17 protein-coding genes and 1 pseudogene are annotated in these 17,891 nt (G+C 65.0%); 5 read left to right on the forward strand and 13 right to left on the reverse strand.

What is annotated here, in order from left to right; translation table 11 throughout:
- Positions 1-184: 184 nt before the first annotated feature.
- The gene (locus tag FVD38_RS21090; RefSeq protein ID WP_123070756.1) at positions 185-955 is read left to right on the forward strand and encodes an exodeoxyribonuclease III; all 771 of its coding nucleotides are present in this window, start codon (positions 185-187) and stop codon (positions 953-955) included.
- Here FVD38_RS21090 and FVD38_RS21095 read toward each other — a convergent pair whose 3' ends face one another.
- The 8 genes from FVD38_RS21095 to gshB all read right to left on the reverse strand — a co-directional run bounded on the left by FVD38_RS21095 (position 956) and on the right by gshB (position 8,252).
- On the reverse strand, positions 956-1,894 hold the full coding sequence (locus FVD38_RS21095) for an RluA family pseudouridine synthase (protein WP_147936601.1): 939 nt from the start codon (positions 1,892-1,894) through the stop codon (positions 956-958). It lies immediately after the preceding gene.
- Between the two features lie 7 nt (positions 1,895-1,901).
- A complete protein-coding gene (locus tag FVD38_RS21100; protein WP_147936602.1) occupies positions 1,902-2,786 on the reverse strand; it encodes a M48 family metallopeptidase in 885 nt (294 codons plus the stop codon).
- A 138-nt stretch (positions 2,787-2,924) separates the two neighbouring features.
- The gene (gene metW, locus FVD38_RS21105; RefSeq protein ID WP_147936603.1) at positions 2,925-3,542 is read right to left on the reverse strand and encodes a methionine biosynthesis protein MetW; all 618 of its coding nucleotides are present in this window, start codon (positions 3,540-3,542) and stop codon (positions 2,925-2,927) included.
- Positions 3,539-4,675, reverse strand: a complete 1,137-nt coding sequence (metX, locus tag FVD38_RS21110) for a homoserine O-succinyltransferase MetX (RefSeq protein WP_147936604.1) — start codon at positions 4,673-4,675, stop codon at positions 3,539-3,541. Before metX ends, metW begins: the two co-directional genes overlap by 4 nt.
- A gap of 73 nt (positions 4,676-4,748) precedes the next feature.
- Complete coding sequence (gene ptsP / locus FVD38_RS21115) at positions 4,749-6,518, reverse strand: phosphoenolpyruvate--protein phosphotransferase (protein WP_147936605.1); 1,770 nt, start codon at positions 6,516-6,518, stop codon at positions 4,749-4,751.
- Positions 6,519-6,556: 38 nt separating this feature from the next.
- Positions 6,557-6,826, reverse strand: a complete 270-nt coding sequence (locus FVD38_RS21120) for an HPr family phosphocarrier protein (RefSeq protein ID WP_005667800.1) — start codon at positions 6,824-6,826, stop codon at positions 6,557-6,559.
- A 75-nt stretch (positions 6,827-6,901) separates the two neighbouring features.
- Positions 6,902-7,303, reverse strand: coding sequence for a PTS sugar transporter subunit IIA (locus FVD38_RS21125; protein WP_147936606.1), 402 nt, complete (start codon positions 7,301-7,303; stop codon positions 6,902-6,904).
- Positions 7,304-7,307: 4 nt separating this feature from the next.
- The gene (gshB, locus tag FVD38_RS21130) at positions 7,308-8,252 is read right to left on the reverse strand and encodes a glutathione synthase (RefSeq protein ID WP_123070762.1); all 945 of its coding nucleotides are present in this window, start codon (positions 8,250-8,252) and stop codon (positions 7,308-7,310) included.
- A 170-nt stretch (positions 8,253-8,422) separates the two neighbouring features.
- Between gshB and FVD38_RS21135 the strand changes: the two genes are divergently transcribed.
- Positions 8,423-9,136, forward strand: a complete 714-nt coding sequence (locus FVD38_RS21135) for a class I SAM-dependent methyltransferase (RefSeq protein WP_147936607.1) — start codon at positions 8,423-8,425, stop codon at positions 9,134-9,136.
- Positions 9,137-9,184: 48 nt separating this feature from the next.
- On the opposite strand, the gene gshA is transcribed toward FVD38_RS21135, so the two are convergent.
- The 4 genes from gshA to FVD38_RS21155 form a co-directional block, all read right to left on the reverse strand.
- Positions 9,185-10,486, reverse strand: coding sequence for a glutamate--cysteine ligase (gshA, locus tag FVD38_RS21140; RefSeq protein WP_147936608.1), 1,302 nt, complete (start codon positions 10,484-10,486; stop codon positions 9,185-9,187).
- Between the two features lie 257 nt (positions 10,487-10,743).
- Entirely contained in the window at positions 10,744-12,144 is a 1,401-nt protein-coding gene (gene amt, locus FVD38_RS21145; RefSeq protein WP_147936609.1) for an ammonium transporter, read from the reverse strand.
- A 14-nt stretch (positions 12,145-12,158) separates the two neighbouring features.
- Positions 12,159-12,497 (reverse strand): P-II family nitrogen regulator, encoded by a 339-nt coding sequence (glnK, locus tag FVD38_RS21150; RefSeq protein ID WP_109345130.1) that lies wholly within the window; start codon positions 12,495-12,497, stop codon positions 12,159-12,161.
- 19 nt (positions 12,498-12,516) lie between these two features.
- A complete protein-coding gene (locus FVD38_RS21155) occupies positions 12,517-13,251 on the reverse strand; it encodes a TorF family putative porin (protein ID WP_147936626.1) in 735 nt (244 codons plus the stop codon).
- Between the two features lie 254 nt (positions 13,252-13,505).
- Between FVD38_RS21155 and FVD38_RS26970 the strand changes: the two are divergent.
- The 3 genes and pseudogenes from FVD38_RS26970 to FVD38_RS21170 all read left to right on the forward strand — a co-directional run.
- Positions 13,506-13,733 (forward strand): annotated as a pseudogene (locus tag FVD38_RS26970) (accessory factor UbiK family protein); the annotation flags it as partial.
- Positions 13,734-13,927: 194 nt separating this feature from the next.
- A complete protein-coding gene (locus tag FVD38_RS21165; RefSeq protein ID WP_147936627.1) occupies positions 13,928-16,408 on the forward strand; it encodes an adenosylcobalamin-dependent ribonucleoside-diphosphate reductase in 2,481 nt (826 codons plus the stop codon).
- A 77-nt stretch (positions 16,409-16,485) separates the two neighbouring features.
- A complete protein-coding gene (locus FVD38_RS21170) occupies positions 16,486-16,866 on the forward strand; it encodes a SirB2 family protein (protein WP_147936611.1) in 381 nt (126 codons plus the stop codon).
- A 21-nt stretch (positions 16,867-16,887) separates the two neighbouring features.
- Here the strand turns inward: FVD38_RS21170 and FVD38_RS21175 are convergent, their stop codons facing one another.
- A complete protein-coding gene (locus FVD38_RS21175) occupies positions 16,888-17,886 on the reverse strand; it encodes a tetratricopeptide repeat protein (protein WP_147936612.1) in 999 nt (332 codons plus the stop codon).
- Positions 17,887-17,891: the final 5 nt, after the last annotated feature.

The following is a 17,891-nucleotide window of genomic DNA, read 5'->3' on the forward strand; positions in this document are numbered from 1 at the left end:
ATGACGCGGTGTGTGATGCAGGAGAATGCCTAGTGTAACAGATCGTTGCCCCTCATCACGGCCGCTACTGCATATACGCAACAGTCCTCAGGCATGACGACCGGCTCGAAAACGCGCTACACTGTCCAGCTAGTTGCCGGATGTCTATTGAAGTCCGCTGATCCATGACAGTCTTATCATCACCATGCCACGAATTATTTCCGCGAACCTGAACGGCATCCGTTCCGCCCACAAGAAGGGCTTCTTCGAGTGGCTCGCCACGCAAGATGCCGACTATATCTGCGTCCAGGAGCTCAAGGCCCAGGAAGCCGACATGACCGAGGATTTCCTGCGCCCGCACGGCTACCACGGCCACTTCCACTACGCCGAGAAGAAGGGCTATTCGGGCACCGGCGTCTACAGTCGCACCGCCCCGGACAAGCACCGCATCGGCTTCGGCTGCGTCGAGTTCGATGCCGAAGGCCGCTATACGCGCTGCGACTTCGGCGACCTGACCGTGATCTCGCTGTATGCGCCGTCGGGCTCCTCGTCGCCCGAGCGCCAGCTGGCCAAGTTCCGCTTCATGGAAGTCTTCCTGCCGCACCTGCAGGAGCTGCAGGCCGAGGGCCGCGAAATCGTGATCTGCGGCGACTGGAACATCGCCCACCAGGAGATCGACCTCAAGAACTGGAAGGGCAACCTGAAGAACTCGGGCTTCCTGCCCGAGGAGCGCGCCTGGATGACGCGCATCTTCGACGAACTGGGCCTGGTCGACGTGCACCGCGGCCTGGATCCGCGCCCCGAGCAATACACCTGGTGGAGCAATCGCGGCCAGGCCTATGCCAAGAACGTGGGCTGGCGCATCGACTACCACGTCGCCACCCCGGGCATCGCCAAGTGCGCCAAGACCGTCTCGGTCTACAAGGACGTCAAGTTCTCCGACCACGCGCCGCTGATCATCGATTACGAGCGCTAGTCAAGGCCAGTCCAGGCTGAACTGGCTGTCGAAGCTGCGCGGCTGGCCGCTCAAGGGATCGTCGAAGGCGATCGAGCGTGCCAGCAGCTGCAGCGGCGATCGAAAATCGTCGCCCTTGCACGGCAGCGCCACCGGATAGAAGGTGTCGTTCACGATCGGCGCGCCGAGCTGCGACAGGTGCAGCCGCAGCTGGTGCTTGCGGCCCGTGTGCGGATGCAGGCGATAGCGCGCAAGGTCTCCGCGCTGCTCGATCACCTCGATCAGCGTCTCCGAATTCGGCTCGCCCTCCACCTCTTCGCTGACGAAGAACTGCTCCGCATCCTGCATACGGCTGCGGTAGGTAAAGGGAAACTCGCGTCCCGGCATCGTCGGCGCCAGCGCCTCGTAGGTCTTGCTCACCACCCGCTTCTGGAACATCGACTGATACGCCCCGCGCGAATCGGGATTGTGCGAGAAGATCACCACGCCGGCCGTCTCGCGGTCGAGCCGGTGGATCGGCACCAGGTGCGGCAGATCGTGGGCGCGCTTCAGGCGCACCAGCAGCGTCTCTTTCAGAAAGCGCCCGGTCGGGATGGTCGGCAAAAAGTGGGGTTTGTCGGCCACCAGGATGTGCTCATCCTGGAACAGCACTTTTTCATTGAACGGAATCGGCGTCTCGGCCTGTTCCAGCTCGCGGTAATACCAGATGCGCATGCCCTGGCGCACCTGGCTGTCAGGGCCCAAGGCAGCGCCTTTGGCATCGACGATCTCGCCGCGCGCCAGCCGCGCGGCCCAGGCCTCGCGGCTCACATCCGGAAACCGCTCGCACAGGAAGCGCAGCATGCCCCCGGCGAGGGTCTCGGTCAGCCACAGGTAGCTGGGCGAGACGCCGTCGCGGACCGGCAGCGGCACATGGGCATTGGCTTCGGCCTGCCGGCCCTTGACGACGACACGGCCCATCAAACCATCACTTCAGCGCGGTGCTCTGGTAAGCCGGCAGCCTGGCGACGCTGGTATTTTTCGCGCGCGCATACAGCGGCAGCAGCACATTCATGTGCGCTTCCATGTCCTTGATGCGGGTCTCGCCGCCCGGGTGGGTCGAGAAGATCTCGAGCGGCGCGCTCTGGTTCAGCGCCGCCATCTTGCGCCACAGCGCGATGCCGGCGCGCGGGTCGTAACCGGCGCGCGACGAGATGTCCAGGCCCACCAGGTCGGCCTCGCGCTCTTCGTCGCGCGAGAATTTCAGCACCAGGAACTGGCCGGCATAGTTGGCGGCGGTGCCCGTCAGGTTGGGGTCGACGCCGAAGATCCCCGACAGCAGCGCGCCGCCGACGCGGGCGCCGAGCGCGGTGACATTGGTCTTGGCCAGGCGCTCGCGCCCGTGTTCGCGCAGCGCGTGCGCGATCTCGTGGCCCATCACGGCCGCCACTTCGTCGTCGTTCAGGTTCAGCTGCTCGATGATGCCGGTATAGAAGCCGATGCGGCCGCCCGGCATGCAGAAAGCATTCACCTGGTCGGACTTGAACAGGTTGACCTGCCATTCCCACTTGCTCGCGGCCGGATTCCAGCGCGTGGTCTGCGGGATGATGCGCTGGGCGATCGTGCGCAGGCGCTTGAGCTGCGGGTCGCCTTCCGGCGCCAGCACACCCTTCTGCTTGGCCTCGCCCACCATTTCGGTGTATTGCTGGCGTGCGGCCTCGTTGACCTGTTCTTCGGGAGCCAGCACGCGCATGCGCGACAGCGGCTTGACCGCAATGCCGTCCTGGACTACCTGCTTGCCATCCTGGGCAAGACCCAGGCCGGTGGCGCTCATCAGGGTAAGGCAAAGGGCAAGGCGTTTCAGTTTTATCATCTCGTCACCGACAGGCTGTTGTTAGCAGCGCCATCCTCTCAGAAATTATTCAAAATGGGCAACACGCCCGCGCAGGATTGCCGAGGATCATGGCCCATTTGCCGCCCCCGCTCAAGCCGCGAACGCACATAAGCGTCATTACAGTGCTGGCGTCGCCTTCTTGCGCAGGCGGAATACCGCGAGGCTGCCGCGCAGGTTTGGCAAGAATTTAATGACCTCGCCATCGGCCAGCGCCACGCATTCCAGCACTTCGAGGCCGCACGACACCGCCAGTTCCTGGAAGTCGTAGATCGTGGCATACCGCACATTGGGCGTGTCATACCATTTATAAGGCAGCGAACGCGACATCGGCATGCGGCCCTTGAGCAGCGCCAGCCGGTGCGGCCAGTGGGCGAAGTTGGGGAAGGAGACGATCGCCTCGCTGCCCACCCGCACGATGTCGCGCAACAGCGCCTCGACGTGCTGCATCATCTGCAGCGAATTCAGGCACAGCACGGTGTCGAAGGTATTGTCGCCGAAGAGCGCGAGGCCTTTTTCCATGTCGTGCTGGATCACATTGATGCCACGCGCGGTGCTTTCCAAGACCTTGTCGTCGGCGATCTCGATGCCGTAGCCGCTGCAGCGCTTGCCCGATTCCAGGTAGCGCAGCATGGCGCCGTCGCCGCAGCCGACGTCCAGCACGTGGGCGCCCTCGCCCACCCAGTGGGCGATGAAGGCCAGGTCGGGCCGCAAGGTATTCAGGTCGTCGAAGTTCATGCGACCTCCAGCGCAATGCGGTTGTAATAGGCGCGCACCACGTTCATATAGCGCGCGTCTTCGAGCAGGAAGGCGTCGTGGCCGTGCGGCGCGTCGATCTCGGCATAGCTCACGCGGCGCCGATTCGAAATCAATGCTTCGACGATCTCGCGGCTGCGCTCGGGCGAGAAGCGCCAGTCGGTGCTGAACGAGGCGACCAGGAACTGGGCTTTGGTGCCGGCCAGTGCCTTCGTCAGGTCGCCGCCATGCTCGCGCGCCGGATCGAAGTAGTCGAGCGCCTTGGTAATCAACAAATAGGTGTTGGCGTCGAAGTATTCCGAAAACTTGTCGCCCTGGTAGCGCAGATAGGATTCGATCTCGAAGTCGATGCCGAAGTCGAAGTTGTAGTCATTGGTCTCGGCCGCGTTGCGCAGCTTGCGCCCGAATTTTTCCGCCATGTCGTCGTTCGACAAATACGTGATGTGGCCGATCATGCGCGCCACCTTGAGGCCGTTCTTCGGCACCACATCGTGTTCGTAGAAGTCGCCGCCGTGGTAGTCCGGGTCGGTCAGGATCGCCTGGCGCGCGACGTCGTTGAAGGCGATGTTCTGGGCCGACAGCTTGGGCGTCGAGGCGATCACGATGCAGTGGCGCAGGCGGTCCGGGTACATGATGGCCCACGACAGCGCCTGCATGCCGCCCAGCGAACCGCCCATCACGGCGGCGAACTGTTCGATGCCGAGGCGGTCGGCCAGGCGCGCCTGGGCCGCCACCCAGTCCTCGACCGTCACCAGCGGGAAGGCGGCGCCATACGGCTTGCCGGTGGCGGGGTTCACATGCATCGGGCCGGTCGAGCCGAAGCAGGAGCCGAGGTTGTTGATGCCGATGACGAAGAAACGGTCGGTGTCGACCGGTTTGCCCGGCCCCACCATATTGTCCCACCAGCCCGCGCTCTTGGGCGTGGCGTAGTGGCCGGCCACGTGGTGCGAGGCGTTGAGCGCGTGGCAGATCAGCACCGCGTTCGACTTGTCGGCGTTGAGCGTGCCATAGGTTTCATACATCAGCGTGTAGTCGCCGAGCTGGGCGCCGCTCTGCAACAGCAAGGGCTCGGCGAAATGCATCGCCTGCGGTGTGACTAGTCCAAGAGATCCCATGGAGGTATTCAAAAGTGTTGGGTGGTGCGGTGGTGTTACTTGCGACGGCCGGGGACGGGCCGTCGCCAAACTATCAGAGGGCTTGCAGCTGCTCGACCGCGCTGGCGATCTCGCCCGGCTCCATCGCGCGCAGGATGCGCCGGGTACGGGTGGTGACCACGCCCAGGTCGGTATTCAATATTTCTTGTTTCACCGCCAGCAGCTGCGCCGGATGCATCGAGAATTCGCGCAAGCCCATGCCCAGCAACAGGCGGGTGAGCTTGACGTCGCCGGCCATCTCGCCGCACACCGCCACGTCCAGGCCGGCCTTGTGGCCGGTGGCGATGGTCGAGGCGATCAGCTGCAATACGGCCGGGTGCAGCGGATTATACAGGTGCGCCACCTCGTAATCGACCCGGTCGATCGCCAGCAGATACTGGATGAGGTCATTGGTGCCGATCGACAGGAAATCCATGCGCCGCACGAACAGCGGCAGCGCCAGCGCGGCGGCCGGGATCTCGATCATGGCGCCGACCTCGATGCCCTCGTCGTACTTGATGTCCTCGGCGCGCAGCTGGGCCTTGGCCTGCTCGATCATGTTCAGCGTCTGGTCGATCTCGAAGGCATGCGCCAGCATCGGGATCAGTATTCTCACCTTGCCGAAGGCGGATGCGCGCAGGATGGCCCGCAACTGGGTCAGGAACAACTGCGGCTCGGCCAGGCAGTAGCGGATCGCGCGCAGGCCCAGCGCCGGGTTGAGCGCGGTCTGGTCGGTCTGGTCGAGCGGCTTGTCGGCGCCGACGTCGAGCGTGCGGATCGTCACCGGGCGGCCCTTCATCGCCAGCACCGCCTTGCGGTACTGCTCGAACTGCTCGTCTTCGCCGGGAATCCTGAGGCCCTCGGCGCCGCGGCCCATGAACAGGAATTCGGAGCGGAACAGGCCGACTCCATGGGCGCCTGCCTCCAGCGCGGCTGGACAATCGTCGGGCAGCTCGATATTGGCCAGCAGCGTGATGGCGGTGCCGTCCTGGGTGACGGCCGGCGTCTTCTTGAGCTTGAGCAGGCGCTTTCTCGCCTTGGCCAGCGCCGCCTGGCGCTCGCGGTACTGCTCCAGCACCAGCTGGCTCGGATTGCAGATCACCACGCCGGCGTCGCCGTCGACGATCACCCAGTCATCCTGTTCGACCAGGCGCGAGGCCTGGTCCATGCCTACCACGGCCGGGATGTCGAGGCTGCGCGCGACGATCGCGGTGTGCGAGTTCTGGCCGCCGACGTCGGTGACGAAGCCGATGAAGGTGCGCGGTCCACCATCGCGGTCGCGGAAGGCCAGCATGTCGGCCGGCGAGATATCGTGGGCCACCACGATCATCTGCGGCGGCGGCTGGTCTTCGTCAAGCACGATTGGCGGCACGTTCAGCGCGGTGCCGGTCAGGACTTTCAATACCCGCTCGGCCACCTGCTGGATGTCGTACTTGCGCTCGCGCAGGTATTCGTCTTCGATCTCGTCGAACTGGGCCGACAGGTCGTCGATCTGGGTCACCAGCGCCCATTCGGCGTTGTAGTGGCGCGCGCGGATGATGTCGAGCGGCGCTTCCGACACCATCGGATCGGACAGGATCAGGGCGTGGACGTCGATGAAGGCGCCCAGCTCGGTGGGGGCGTCCTTGGGCAGGTCGGTCCACAGTTCCTGCAGGTTGCGATGCACGGCGGCGATCGCGTCCTGCAGGCGGCGCACTTCGTTTTCTACCTGGTCGTCGGCGACCAGGTAGTGCTTGACGTCGAGCGCGGCGGGGGTGAGCAGATGGGCGCGGCCGATCGCGATCCCGCGCGAGACCGGTATGCCATGGAGAAGGAAGGAGGCCATGCTGACGTCTCCTGAACGAGATGCCGCTTCACGCGGCATTACTCGCCTTCGCCGAACTTGTCGTTGACCAGGGCGGACAGGGCTGCGACCGCGGCTTCCTCGTCCTTGCCGTCGGCTTCCAGGGTCACCTTGGCGCCCTTGCCGGCCGCCAGCATCATGACGCCCATGATCGACTTGGCGTTGATGCGGCGACCGTTGCGGGTCAGCCAGACGTCGCTCTGGTACTTGGCGGCCAGCTGCGTGAACTTGGCGGATGCGCGGGCATGCAGGCCCAGCTTGTTGATGATCTCGAGTTCTTGTTGAATCATATTCGCTTTATCGTTGTACTTGTCGAATCGCGCCCCTCGGCGCCTGCACCGCTACCGCTACCGCAACGGCAGTCCCTACCCTACCCTGATCCGGTTATCCACCCGCACCGCGCCGTTCTGGGCGCCCGCCAGCGCCATCTCGACCACCACGTCGAGCGTGTCGCGCCGGTACGTGATCGCCCGCAGCAGCATCGGCAGGCTGATGCCGGCGATGACTTCCACGTGGCCAGCGTCGGCCAGCGAGTTGCAGCAGTTGGACGGCGTGCCGCCCTTGACGTCGGTGATCACCAGCACACCATCGCCTTCATCGAGGCGCGCGATCGCCTGTCGCGCGAGGCCATTGACCTCGCCGATATCCTGGTCGGCGGCCACGTCGATCGCCTCGAAGCGCTCGGTCGGACCGCGGAACACGTGCGCCACTGCCGCGATGAATGCCTGGCCCAGCGGCGCGTGGGTCAGGAGCAGGATGCCTACCATGATGTTATTTGTTTACCTTTTGTTCGACCGCGTCGATGAACATCGCGGCCACGTCGAAGCCGGTCTGGTCCTGGATTTCCTGGAAACAGGTCGGGCTGGTCACATTGACTTCGGTGAGGAAGTCGCCGATCACATCTAATCCTACCAGCAACAGGCCGCGCTCGGCCAGCACCGGGCCCAGGGCCTCGGCGATCTCGCGCTCGCGCGGGCTGATCGGCTGGGCCACGCCCAGGCCGCCGGCGGCCAGGTTGCCGCGCACTTCGCCTCCTTGCGGGATGCGCGCCAGCACGAAGGGCACCGGCTTGCCGCCGATGACCAGCACCCGCTTGTCGCCCTTCTCGATGGCCGGAATGAACTTTTGGGCCATGATGGTATTGCGGCCGTTGTCGGTGAGGGTCTCGATGATCGCCCCCAGGTTCAGGCCATCGCTTTTCACGCGGAAGATGCCGGCGCCGCCCATGCCGTCCAGTGGCTTGAAGATCACGTCGGTGTGCTTGGCGTGGAAGGCGCGCAGGCGCGCCGCGTCGGACGTGACCAGGGTCGGCGAGGTGTGTTCGCTGAACTGGCCGATGGCCATCTTCTCGTTGTGGTCGCGGATCGCGCGCGGGCTGTTGATCACGCACGCGCCCTGGCGCTCGGCCAGTTCCAGCAGATAGGTGCCGTAGACATATTCCATGTCGAACGGCGGATCCTTGCGCTCGAGGATGGCGTCGAATTCGCCCAGGTTCACGTCGACGGCAGGATCCGCGCGGTACCACGCGTCGGCGTCGCCGGTGAGGTGGATCTGCGCCACGCGCGCGCTGACGACGCCTTCCTCGAGCACCATATCGCGCTGCTCGAAGTGGTAGATGGCATGGCCGCGCCGCGCCGCCTCGCGCATCATGGCGAAGGTCGAATCCTTGTAGATCTTGAATCCGGACAGAGGGTCGGCGAGAAAGGCGATTTTCATGGGACGTCCATTCGAAGTAATGCCTGATTTTAGCCCGAATTGTAGAAACTCGCGGACCGGACCCTCATCCACTCACACCCGGAAACACACTGCAGCAATTTGTCAGGTATCACGCAACGCGACTGAGACAGCTCAATCGTGTCAATACAATCGCGCGAGAACATGAGGGCATGGATACCCAACCAAGCCAACAGGCCGAGCAGGAGCGCATCGAAGACGTCTACCGCAACTGGCATGGCGGGGCGGCGCTGGCGCGCTATGCCTGGCACCGGCCCGAGATCCTGCAGCAGGTGGCGGCGCGCGCGCGCGGCTTCGCCGACCTGCTGTCCTGCACGGTCGGCCCGGATTTATCAAGCGTGCAGGTGCTGGACGTCGGCTGCGGCACCGGCGGCTTCCTGCGCCAGATGATCGACTGGGGCGCCTCCCCGGCCAATCTCACCGGCACCGAACTGCAAAAAGACCGGCTCGACCATGCGCGCCGATATACGGCGCACGGCGTGCGCTGGCACCTGGGCACGCTGGACGCGCTGCCACCGGCGAGCTACGACCTGGTCACGGCATTGACGGTATTTTCCTCGGTGCTCGATCCGGCCCTGCGGCACGAGCTGGCCACCCAGATGTGGCGCGCGCTGCGCCCGGGGGGCTGGTGCCTGGTGTTTGATTTTCGCTACGACAACCCGCGCAACCGCAACGTGCGCAAGGTCACCCGGGGCGAGCTGCAGGAATGGTGGCCGGGAAGCGGGCAGCGCTACCGCAGCCTGGTGCTGGCGCCGCCAATCCACCGCCTGCTGGCCGTCGCGCCGTATATGGTGTCCGAATTGCTGACGGCGCTGGCGCCCGTGCTGCGCTCGCACTTCATGTACGTGGTGCGCAAGGAAGAATAAGGGATCAGGAGCGGGCAAGGCCGACAGTAGCCGCCCTCCCCGCCACGATCAATAGACTTCAGGATTCGGATCCGTACGTTCCATTTCCAGCGATGCAGCCAGCATGCCCAGCCGCGCCACCACGCCATACACATAGAAGCGGTTCGGCGCCGCCGTGCCCGGCTTGGCCTTCAGGTCCGGCACCGCATGCTGCTGGGCGAAGGCCAGCGGCACGTATTGCGAGCCCGGCGAATTCAGGTTCTGGTCGATGCCGCGCTCGGCGTGCACGCGGTAGAAGCCGCCCACCACGTAGCGGTCGATCATGTACACCACCGGCTCGGCCACGGCGTCGTCGATCGATTCAAACGTGGGCACGCCTTCCTGGATGATCAGGTCGGTCACCGCCACGCCATCCTTGATCACCGACATGCGGGCGCGCTGGGCCGGGGTCAGGTCGCGCACTTCGCTCGCATCCTTGATCGTCATCACGCCCATGCCGTAGGTGCCGGCGTCGGGCTTCAGGATCACGAAGGGCTTGCGCTCCTTCATGCCGTATTCCTTGTATTTCTTCTTGATCTTCGAGAACAGCGCCGAGACGTTGTCGGCCAGCTCCTCGGTGCCGACATTCTCGCGCAGGTCCACGTCGCCGCACTTGCTGTGCAGCGGATTGACCAGCCACGGATCGATGTCGATCAGCTTGCCGAACTTCTTGGCCACCTCGTCGAAGGCCTTCAGGTGGTTGCTCTTGCGGCGCAGCGCCCAGCCGGCGTGCAGCGGCGGCAGCAGCGATTGCTCGTGCACATTCTCGAGGATGGCCGGGATCCCGGCCGACAGGTCGTTGTTGAGCAGGATGGTGCAGGGATCGAAATCGGCCAGGCCGACGCGGCGCCCGTTGGCCGAGCGCACCAGCGGCTCGACCACCAGCATATTGCCGTCAGGCAGGGCCAGCGGCGTCGGTTCGGTGACGTCCGGCGAGAACGAACCCAGGCGCACGTGCAGGCCGGTCTGGCGGAAGATCTGCATCAGGCGCGCCACGTTCTGCAGGTACATCGGGTTGCGCGTATGCGTTTCGGGCACCAGGATCAGGTTGCGCGCATCCGGGCAATACTTGTCGATCGCGGCCATGGCGGCCTGCACCGTCAGCGGCAGCATTTCGGTCGGCAGGTTGTTGAAGCCGCCCGGGAACAGGTTGGTGTCGACCGGCGCCAGCTTGTAACCCGCGTTGCGCAGGTCGACCGAGCAATAGAACGGCGGCGTGTGCTCCTGCCACTCGAGCCGGAACCAGCGCTCGATGGCGGGGGTGGCTTCGAGGATTTTCTTTTCCAGGTCGAGCAAAGGACCGGTCTGGGCGGTGGCGAGGTGCGGAACCATGTATGTGGCTTTCCCTGTTATGCGCGACTTCTTGCGCCGTTTGTTATTTGTTAAGTTGGATCTGTCATATGGGGTGCACCTACCCTTTTTAAAGAGGTGTTGCCAGAAAAGCAAAACGTCATCCCCGCGCAGGCGGGGACCCAAGGTTATTTGCACTGGCACTACGTTATAACGTAGCTGCCATGCTGGCAACTTGGGTCCCCGCCTGCGCGGGGACGACATGCTTGCTACTAACGTGCTAGTGCTGCTGGGCTATATCAGTAACGGTACGCCGATTCGCCGTGGCTGGTGATGTCCAGGCCTTCGCGCTCTTCGTCTTCAGGTACGCGCAGGCCGATCACGATGTCGACCAGCTTGAAGGCGATGAAGGCGACGATGCCCGACCAGACAACGGTCACGACCACGCCGTGCGCCTGCACCAGCACCTGGCTGCCGATCGAGTAGCCGGTGGCCATGGCATTGGTGGTGTAGTCCCACACGCCCTGGCCGCCCAGCGACGGCGCCGCGAACACGCCGGTCAGCAGCGCACCCAGGATACCGCCCACGCCGTGCACGCCGAACACGTCGAGCGAATCGTCGGCGCGCAGCATGCGCTTCAGGCCGGTCACGCCCCACAGGCAGATGATACCAGCCAGCAGGCCCATGACCAAGGCACCCATCGGACCGACGAAACCGGCGCCCGGGGTGATCGCCACCAAGCCCGAGATGGCGCCCGAGGCGGCGCCCAGCATCGATGGCTTGCGCTTGAACAGCCATTCGCCGGCCGCCCACGAGACGGTGGCGGCGGCGGTCGCCAGCAGGGTGTTGATGAAGGCCAGCGCCGCGACGTCGCCCGCTTCGAGCGCCGAACCGGCGTTGAAGCCGAACCAGCCGACCCACAGCAGCGAGGCACCGACCATGGTCATCGGCAGCGAGTGCGGGGCCATCGATTCCTTGCCGTAGCCGACACGCTTGCCGATCACGTAGGCGCCAACCAGGCCGGCAACCGCGGAGTTGATGTGGACCACGGTGCCGCCCGCGAAGTCGAGCGCGCCCTGCTGCCACAGGTAGCCGGCGCCGGCGCTGACGGTGGCCAGCGAAGCGGCGTCGGTGATCGCATCAGGACCGGCCCAGAACCAGACCATGTGCGCCATCGGCAGGTAGGCGAAGGTGAACCAGATCACGACGAAGGCCAGCACCGCCGCGAAGCGTGCGCGCTCGGCGAACGAGCCGACGATCAGCGCGCAGGTGATGGCGGCGAAGGTACCCTGGAAGGCGACGAAGATGAACTCGGGGATCATCACCTCTTTAGTGAAGGTGGCGCCCATCGAGAAGGTGCCTGCGACCGGGTCCCAGATGCCTTGCAGGAAGGCGCGGTCGAAGCCGCCGATGAAGGCATTACCCGAGGTGAAAGCCAGCGAGTAGCCGTACAGGCACCACAGCACGATGATCAGCGAAAACACCATCATGACCTGCATCAGCACCGACAGCATGTTCTTGGCGCGCACCATACCGCCGTAGAACAGCGCCAGGCCCGGGATCACCATCATGATGACCAGCAGGGTGGCAACGAACATCCAGGCGGTATCCCCTTTGTTGATGGACGGCGCCGCCATGGCCGGGAGGGCCAGGCCCAGGCCCAGCATGGCGGTCAGGATTTTTGTCGTTATATGCTTCATGAACACTTTCCTTCTTACAGTGCGTCGTTGCCGGTCTCGCCGGTACGGATACGGATGACCTGGGTCAGGTCGGCCACGAAGATCTTGCCGTCACCGATCTTGCCGGTGCGGGCGGCGCCCTGGATCGCATCGATCACCTGGTCGACGATGGCATCGTCGACGGCGGCTTCGATCTTGATCTTGGGCAGGAAATCGACAACGTACTCGGCGCCACGGTACAGCTCGGTGTGACCCTTCTGGCGACCGAAACCCTTCACTTCGGTCACCGTCATGCCTTGCACGTTGATTTCCGACAGCGCTTCACGCACTTCGTCGAGCTTGAAGGGCTTGATGATGGCGGTAATCATTTTCATGGTATTGCCTCTTTTGCTATCAAAAAGTTTTTGACACGGACAGCACGGCGGCTGACTTGCCCAGGTTCTTGCCTTCCGGACTCAGGTAGGCGTCGGTATTCGCCTTGTGCCAGGCCAGGGCCACGGTGGCGACCCCAAAGTCCTTCGTCACGCCGATCTTGTAGTGCGTGTAGGACGCCGGGCTGTTGTTCTTCACGCGCTGGCGGCCGACTTGCAGGTTCAGCAAGAAGCCGTTGCTGACGTCGATATCGGCGCCCAAGTCCAGGTAACCGCTGCGCTTGCTGTCGGCGGTGCCGAACAGATTGGTCGTCGAGTGCGAATACTTGATATACGCAGGGCCAAAGCCGAGCTTGCCGTAAAGTTCAAAAGTATTTGCATTCGGATCCAGGCTGTTATCCGGATACCAGTAATACAGGCCGCCAACGTCGTAGCTGATCTCGTCGGTCAACTGGCCACGCTTGCCGGCATACACATCCCATTCAATATTGCCGTCGCCACCCAGATCCTTCGTCCACTTGATGGTGGAGAGCCAGGTGCCTACGTAAAAGCCGGTTGGGCTGTGTACGTAGTCGACGCCGCCGGACAGGGCGGGGTCGGAATCGGTTTGCGACAGGCCGCGGTAACGGTAGTCGCTGGTGAGTGCCACGTTGTAACTCACCTGGTGTTCGGCGGGTTGTTCCTGTGCCATGGCCGGGATGCTGGTGAAAGCCAGAATCGCCAGGCTAATTGCGTTGATTTTTGCATTGCACTTCATGACAAACCCCCTTGGACAGTTACTGCGTTTGGAATCCTTTTTTCGTGCGTTATCTCCCCCTTCATTTAGCAGGATGTGTGCCAGCTCATAAAAGCGATGAAAATGGCCTTGTTTTTTTGGTAAACGTGCCCCAGATACGACTTGCTTCAATACAATCGACCGCGAACGGCGTCCGCCGTGTAGCGCGACGCACCAAATCAGGCTGTATTGCACCTACTTGGTGCATACAACCCCGGCAGAAAGGGATAGAGACCATGAACAACAGCAACTTCTTCAGCGATTTGCAAGGCAAGATCAACCAGGCACTGGAAAGTGGCCCGGCCAAGGACATCGAGCGCAACGTCAAGGCGGCGATGACCTCGGGCTTCGCCAAGCTCGACCTGGTCACCCGCGAGGAATTCGACATCCAGGCCCAGGTGCTGGCCAAGACCCGCGCCAAGCTGGAAGCGCTCGAGCTGCGCGTGATCGAACTCGAAACCCGCCTGGGGTCCGGCGCATCGTCCACCTCGTCGGCATCTGCCACCCCGCCAGCGGGCGCGGCGCCGTCGGCCACCGCGCCCTTCCCGGCCCAGCCCGAAGATCCGACCATCGTGCTGCCGCCGAGTCTCGACAAATCGGGCGACACGCCGATCAACAAACCCTGATGACGGATGCATTCATGGACAGGGCAACCGGCATGAATGCACCAGAATCAGCGGCCGGCGCCCTGCCCGCGCAGGAAGTGTCGCTGGACGTGCTGCGCGAAAAATACGCGCGCGGCGACGAGCGCACGATCGGGGACGTGCAGAGGCGCATCGCCCGCGCCCTGGCCGCCCTTGAGCCGCTGCCGCAGCGCGCCGAATGGGAGCGCCGCTTCCTCTGGGCCCAGCAACAGGGCTTCGTTACCGCCGGCCGGATTGCATCCGCCGCCGGTCTTGGCCTCTCGGCCACCCTCATCAACTGTTTCGTCCAGCCGGTCGGCGACTCGATCTCCGGCACCAGCGGCGGCCTGCCCGGCATCTATACCGCGCTCAGCGAAGCCGCCGAGACCATGCGCCGCGGGGGCGGGGTGGGCTACGATTTTTCCGCGATCCGCCCGCTGGGCAGCAAGGTCGCCGGCACCGCCTCGCGCGCTTCCGGTCCGGTGTCGTACATGGAAGTGTTCGATGCCTCCTGCCGCACGGTGGAATCGGCCGGCGCCCGGCGCGGCGCCCAGATGGGCGTGCTGCGCATCGACCATCCCGACATCGAACGCTTCATTGCGGCCAAGGACACGGGCCGTCTCACCAATTTCAATATCTCGGTCGGCGTGACCGATGGCTTCATGCGCGCCGTCGAGGCGGATGAGTCGTTCGCGCTGGTGCACGCGGCCGAACCGGGCGACGAGGACCAGGCCGCCGGCGGCCACCGCAGGGACGACGGTCTGTGGGTCTACCGCAGCCTGCGCGCGCGCTCTCTCTGGGAGCGTATCATGGTCTCGACCTACAACCATGCCGAACCGGGCGTGCTGTTCATCGACCGCATGAATGCCGAGAACAACCTCTGGTACGCCGAAGAGCTGCGCGCCACCAATCCCTGCGGCGAGCAGCCGCTGCCGCCGTATGGCTGCTGCGACCTCGGCTCGCTCAACCTCACCGCCTTCGTCGATGCGCCGTTCACCCCGGACGCGCGGCTCGACTTCGAACGCCTGCGCGCGGTGGCCACGGTAGCGGTGCGCATGCTCGACCTGGTGCTGGACGCCACCCAATGGCCGCTGCCGCAGCAGGCCGAAGAGGCGCGCGCCAAGCGCCGCGTCGGGCTGGGCTTCCTGGGCCTGGGCAGCGCGCTGGCGATGTTGGGCCTGCGCTACGACGCCGATGAAGGACGGGCCATGGCGACGCGCATCGCGGCCGAGCTGCGCGACGCGGCCTATGCGGCCTCGATCGAGCTGGCGCGCGAAAAAAGCGCCTTCCCGCTGTTCGACGCCGACAAATACCTGCGCGGACAGTTCGTCGAGCGCCTGCCGCAGCCGCTGCGCGACGGCATCCGCGAGCATGGCCTGCGCAACTCGCACCTGCTGTCGATCGCGCCGACCGGCACCATCTCGCTGGCCTTCGCCGACAATGCCTCGAACGGCATCGAGCCGCCCTATTCCTGGGCCTACCAGCGCAGGAAGCGCACGGCCGACGGCGGCACGCGCAGCTACGAGGTATGCGACCACGCCTGGCGCCTGTACCGCCAGCTACATGGCGACGCCCCCTTGCCGCCAGCATTCGTCACCGCGCTCGAGATGCGCGCGCTGGACCACCTGCGCATGGTGGAGGCGGTCCAGCCCTTCATCGACACCGCGATTTCGAAGACCGTCAACGTGCCCGAGGATTATCCCTACGAGGATTTCCGCGACCTGTACCTGGAGGCCTGGCGCGCCGGCCTCAAGGGACTGGCGACCTATCGGCCGAACGCGGTGCTGGGGAGCGTTTTGTCAGTCGCGCCAGTGGAGGACGTGGCATCCGCCGCGCCTCTGGTGGCGGACGACGACCCGCTGCGCAAGCGTTTCGAACACCGTCCGCTAGGCGAACTGGAATCGGTGACGTCGAAGATCGAGTACTCGACCCAGGAAGGCCGCAAGACCGCCTACCTGACCGTGAGCTTCCTGCGCGCTGAAGGAACATGGGAAGGCCGCCAGGTGACGGTCGAGCGTCCCTTCGAATTCTTCATGCCGGCCAACCAGCGCACCGGCGGCCACCAGTGGATCACGGCCTCGATGCGGCTGCTGTCGATGGTGGCGCGGGCCGGCGGCCCGATCGCGCGCGCCCTGGCCGACATGCGCGAGGTGGTATGGGAGAAAGGCCCGGTACGCTGCGGCCACATCGTGCGCGACGATGGCGTGCAGGTGCCGGTGTATCACGACTCCGAAGTCGCGGCGATCGCCTTCATGCTGCAGCGGATGCTGATCCGGCGCGGCTTCCTCGACGAACAGGGCAACCAGGTGCCGGTGGACGCGCTCGCGCGCAACTTCGAACAGCGCATGCACGACGCCATGCCAAGGCCAGGACCGCGCTTGCAGGCCGAGACGCCAGCCGAGCCCCTGCCCGTGCTGAACGGCGCCAAATGCCCGGAATGCGGCGCGCTGGCGCTGCGCAAGGTCGATGGCTGCTCGCGCTGCGCCTCGTGCCACTACGTCGGCGAGTGCGGCTGACCGGGCCTTTTGAAAAGAGTCGTTCGCGGGGCCGGCTCAGGCATACTGCCGGGGTCGCAACCAATACCGACCCAACGATGAGTTACTACGCCCTCAAGCACATCCACATGACCTTCGCCGTGTTGAGCGGCGCCCTGTTCCTCGTCCGCGGCCTGTGGATGCTGGCCGAATCGAAGCGCCTGGAGCAACGCTGGGTCAGGATCGCGCCGCACGTGATCGACACCCTGCTGCTGGGCAGCGCCATCGGCCTTGCGGTCTGGAGCAGCCAGTACCCGGGCCAGGCGCCGTGGCTGACCGCCAAGCTGGTGGCCCTGGTCGCCTATATCGGCCTGGGTACGGTGGCGCTCAAGCGCGGCCGCACGCGCCAGGTGCGCGCGCTGGCCTTCGTCGGCGCATTGGCCTGCTTCGCCTACATCCTGGCGGTGGCGGTCACCAAGAATCCGCTGATCGCGGCCTGACACGCCGCTCCCGGCCCGGCATCAACGCCGCTTCAACTGCGACAGGTGCGCCGTCACCTGCTTGCGCTCGCGCCGCGCGAGCGGCGGAACGCCCGCCAGCGCCGCCTGGTAGGCCGCGATCGCGCGCGGCCGGTCGTGGCGCGCTTCATGGACTTCGCCCAGCGTCTTGTAGACATAGGGCCTGGGGGCGATCGCCGCCGCCTTCTCCAGCTGCAATGCGGCTTCGTCCAGGCGTCCCTGGGCGCGCGCCACCTGCGCCAGTCCGTAGGGTCCATGCTCGCTGGACGGCAGCCGGCGGCTCAGTTCCTCGAACAGCCGGCCGCTCTGCGCATAGCGGCCGGCGTCGAGGTGGGCGCTGGCCAGGGTCAGCAGCAACTCGCGCTGGCTGCCCTGCACCAGTTCATACTGCGTCAGGTCGGCCGCCAGGATGTGCTGCTCGGCCTCGTCCAGTTTCCCCTCGTCGAAAGCGCACAGGGCGCGCATCAGGCGGGTCAGGTCGGGGTCGAGGCGCCGCGCTTCGGTTGCCAGTTCGCGCGCGCGCACCTCGCTGCCCCCCAGGAAGAACGGCGCGTCCAGATAAAAGCCCATCAAGGTCACGCGGGCGCGGTAATTCATCGGATCGAAGCGGATCGCGCGCTCGAGAGTGTCGCGCGTGGCATGCGCATTGCGCACGAACGCGAACAGGCCGCTGGCGCGCGACTGCGCCAGCATGACGTTACCCAGCGCTTCGGCGCAGGCACTGCTGTCCGGATTGGCCTGGACGCAGCGTTCGGCCGCGGCGCGCGCCTGCGGCAAGTCGTCCGGCTCGTCCCGGGCGATGCGCACGTCGACCGACGCGGCCAGTGCCGTCGGATCGGTGGCATTGCGCGCCAGCCTGGCCTCGATCGCACCGCTCGCCTCTCCAAAGCGCGCCTGGTGCACCAGCTGTGCAATCGGGTCGATCTGGACAGCATGGGCAGCGCCGTCCCATACGCTCAATAGCAACACCGGCACCCACCATGCCAAGCTCTTAGCCAGCATTGCAT

Source organism: Massilia arenae (assembly GCF_008014745.1).
GTDB lineage: Bacteria > Pseudomonadota > Gammaproteobacteria > Burkholderiales > Burkholderiaceae_D > Telluria > Telluria arenae.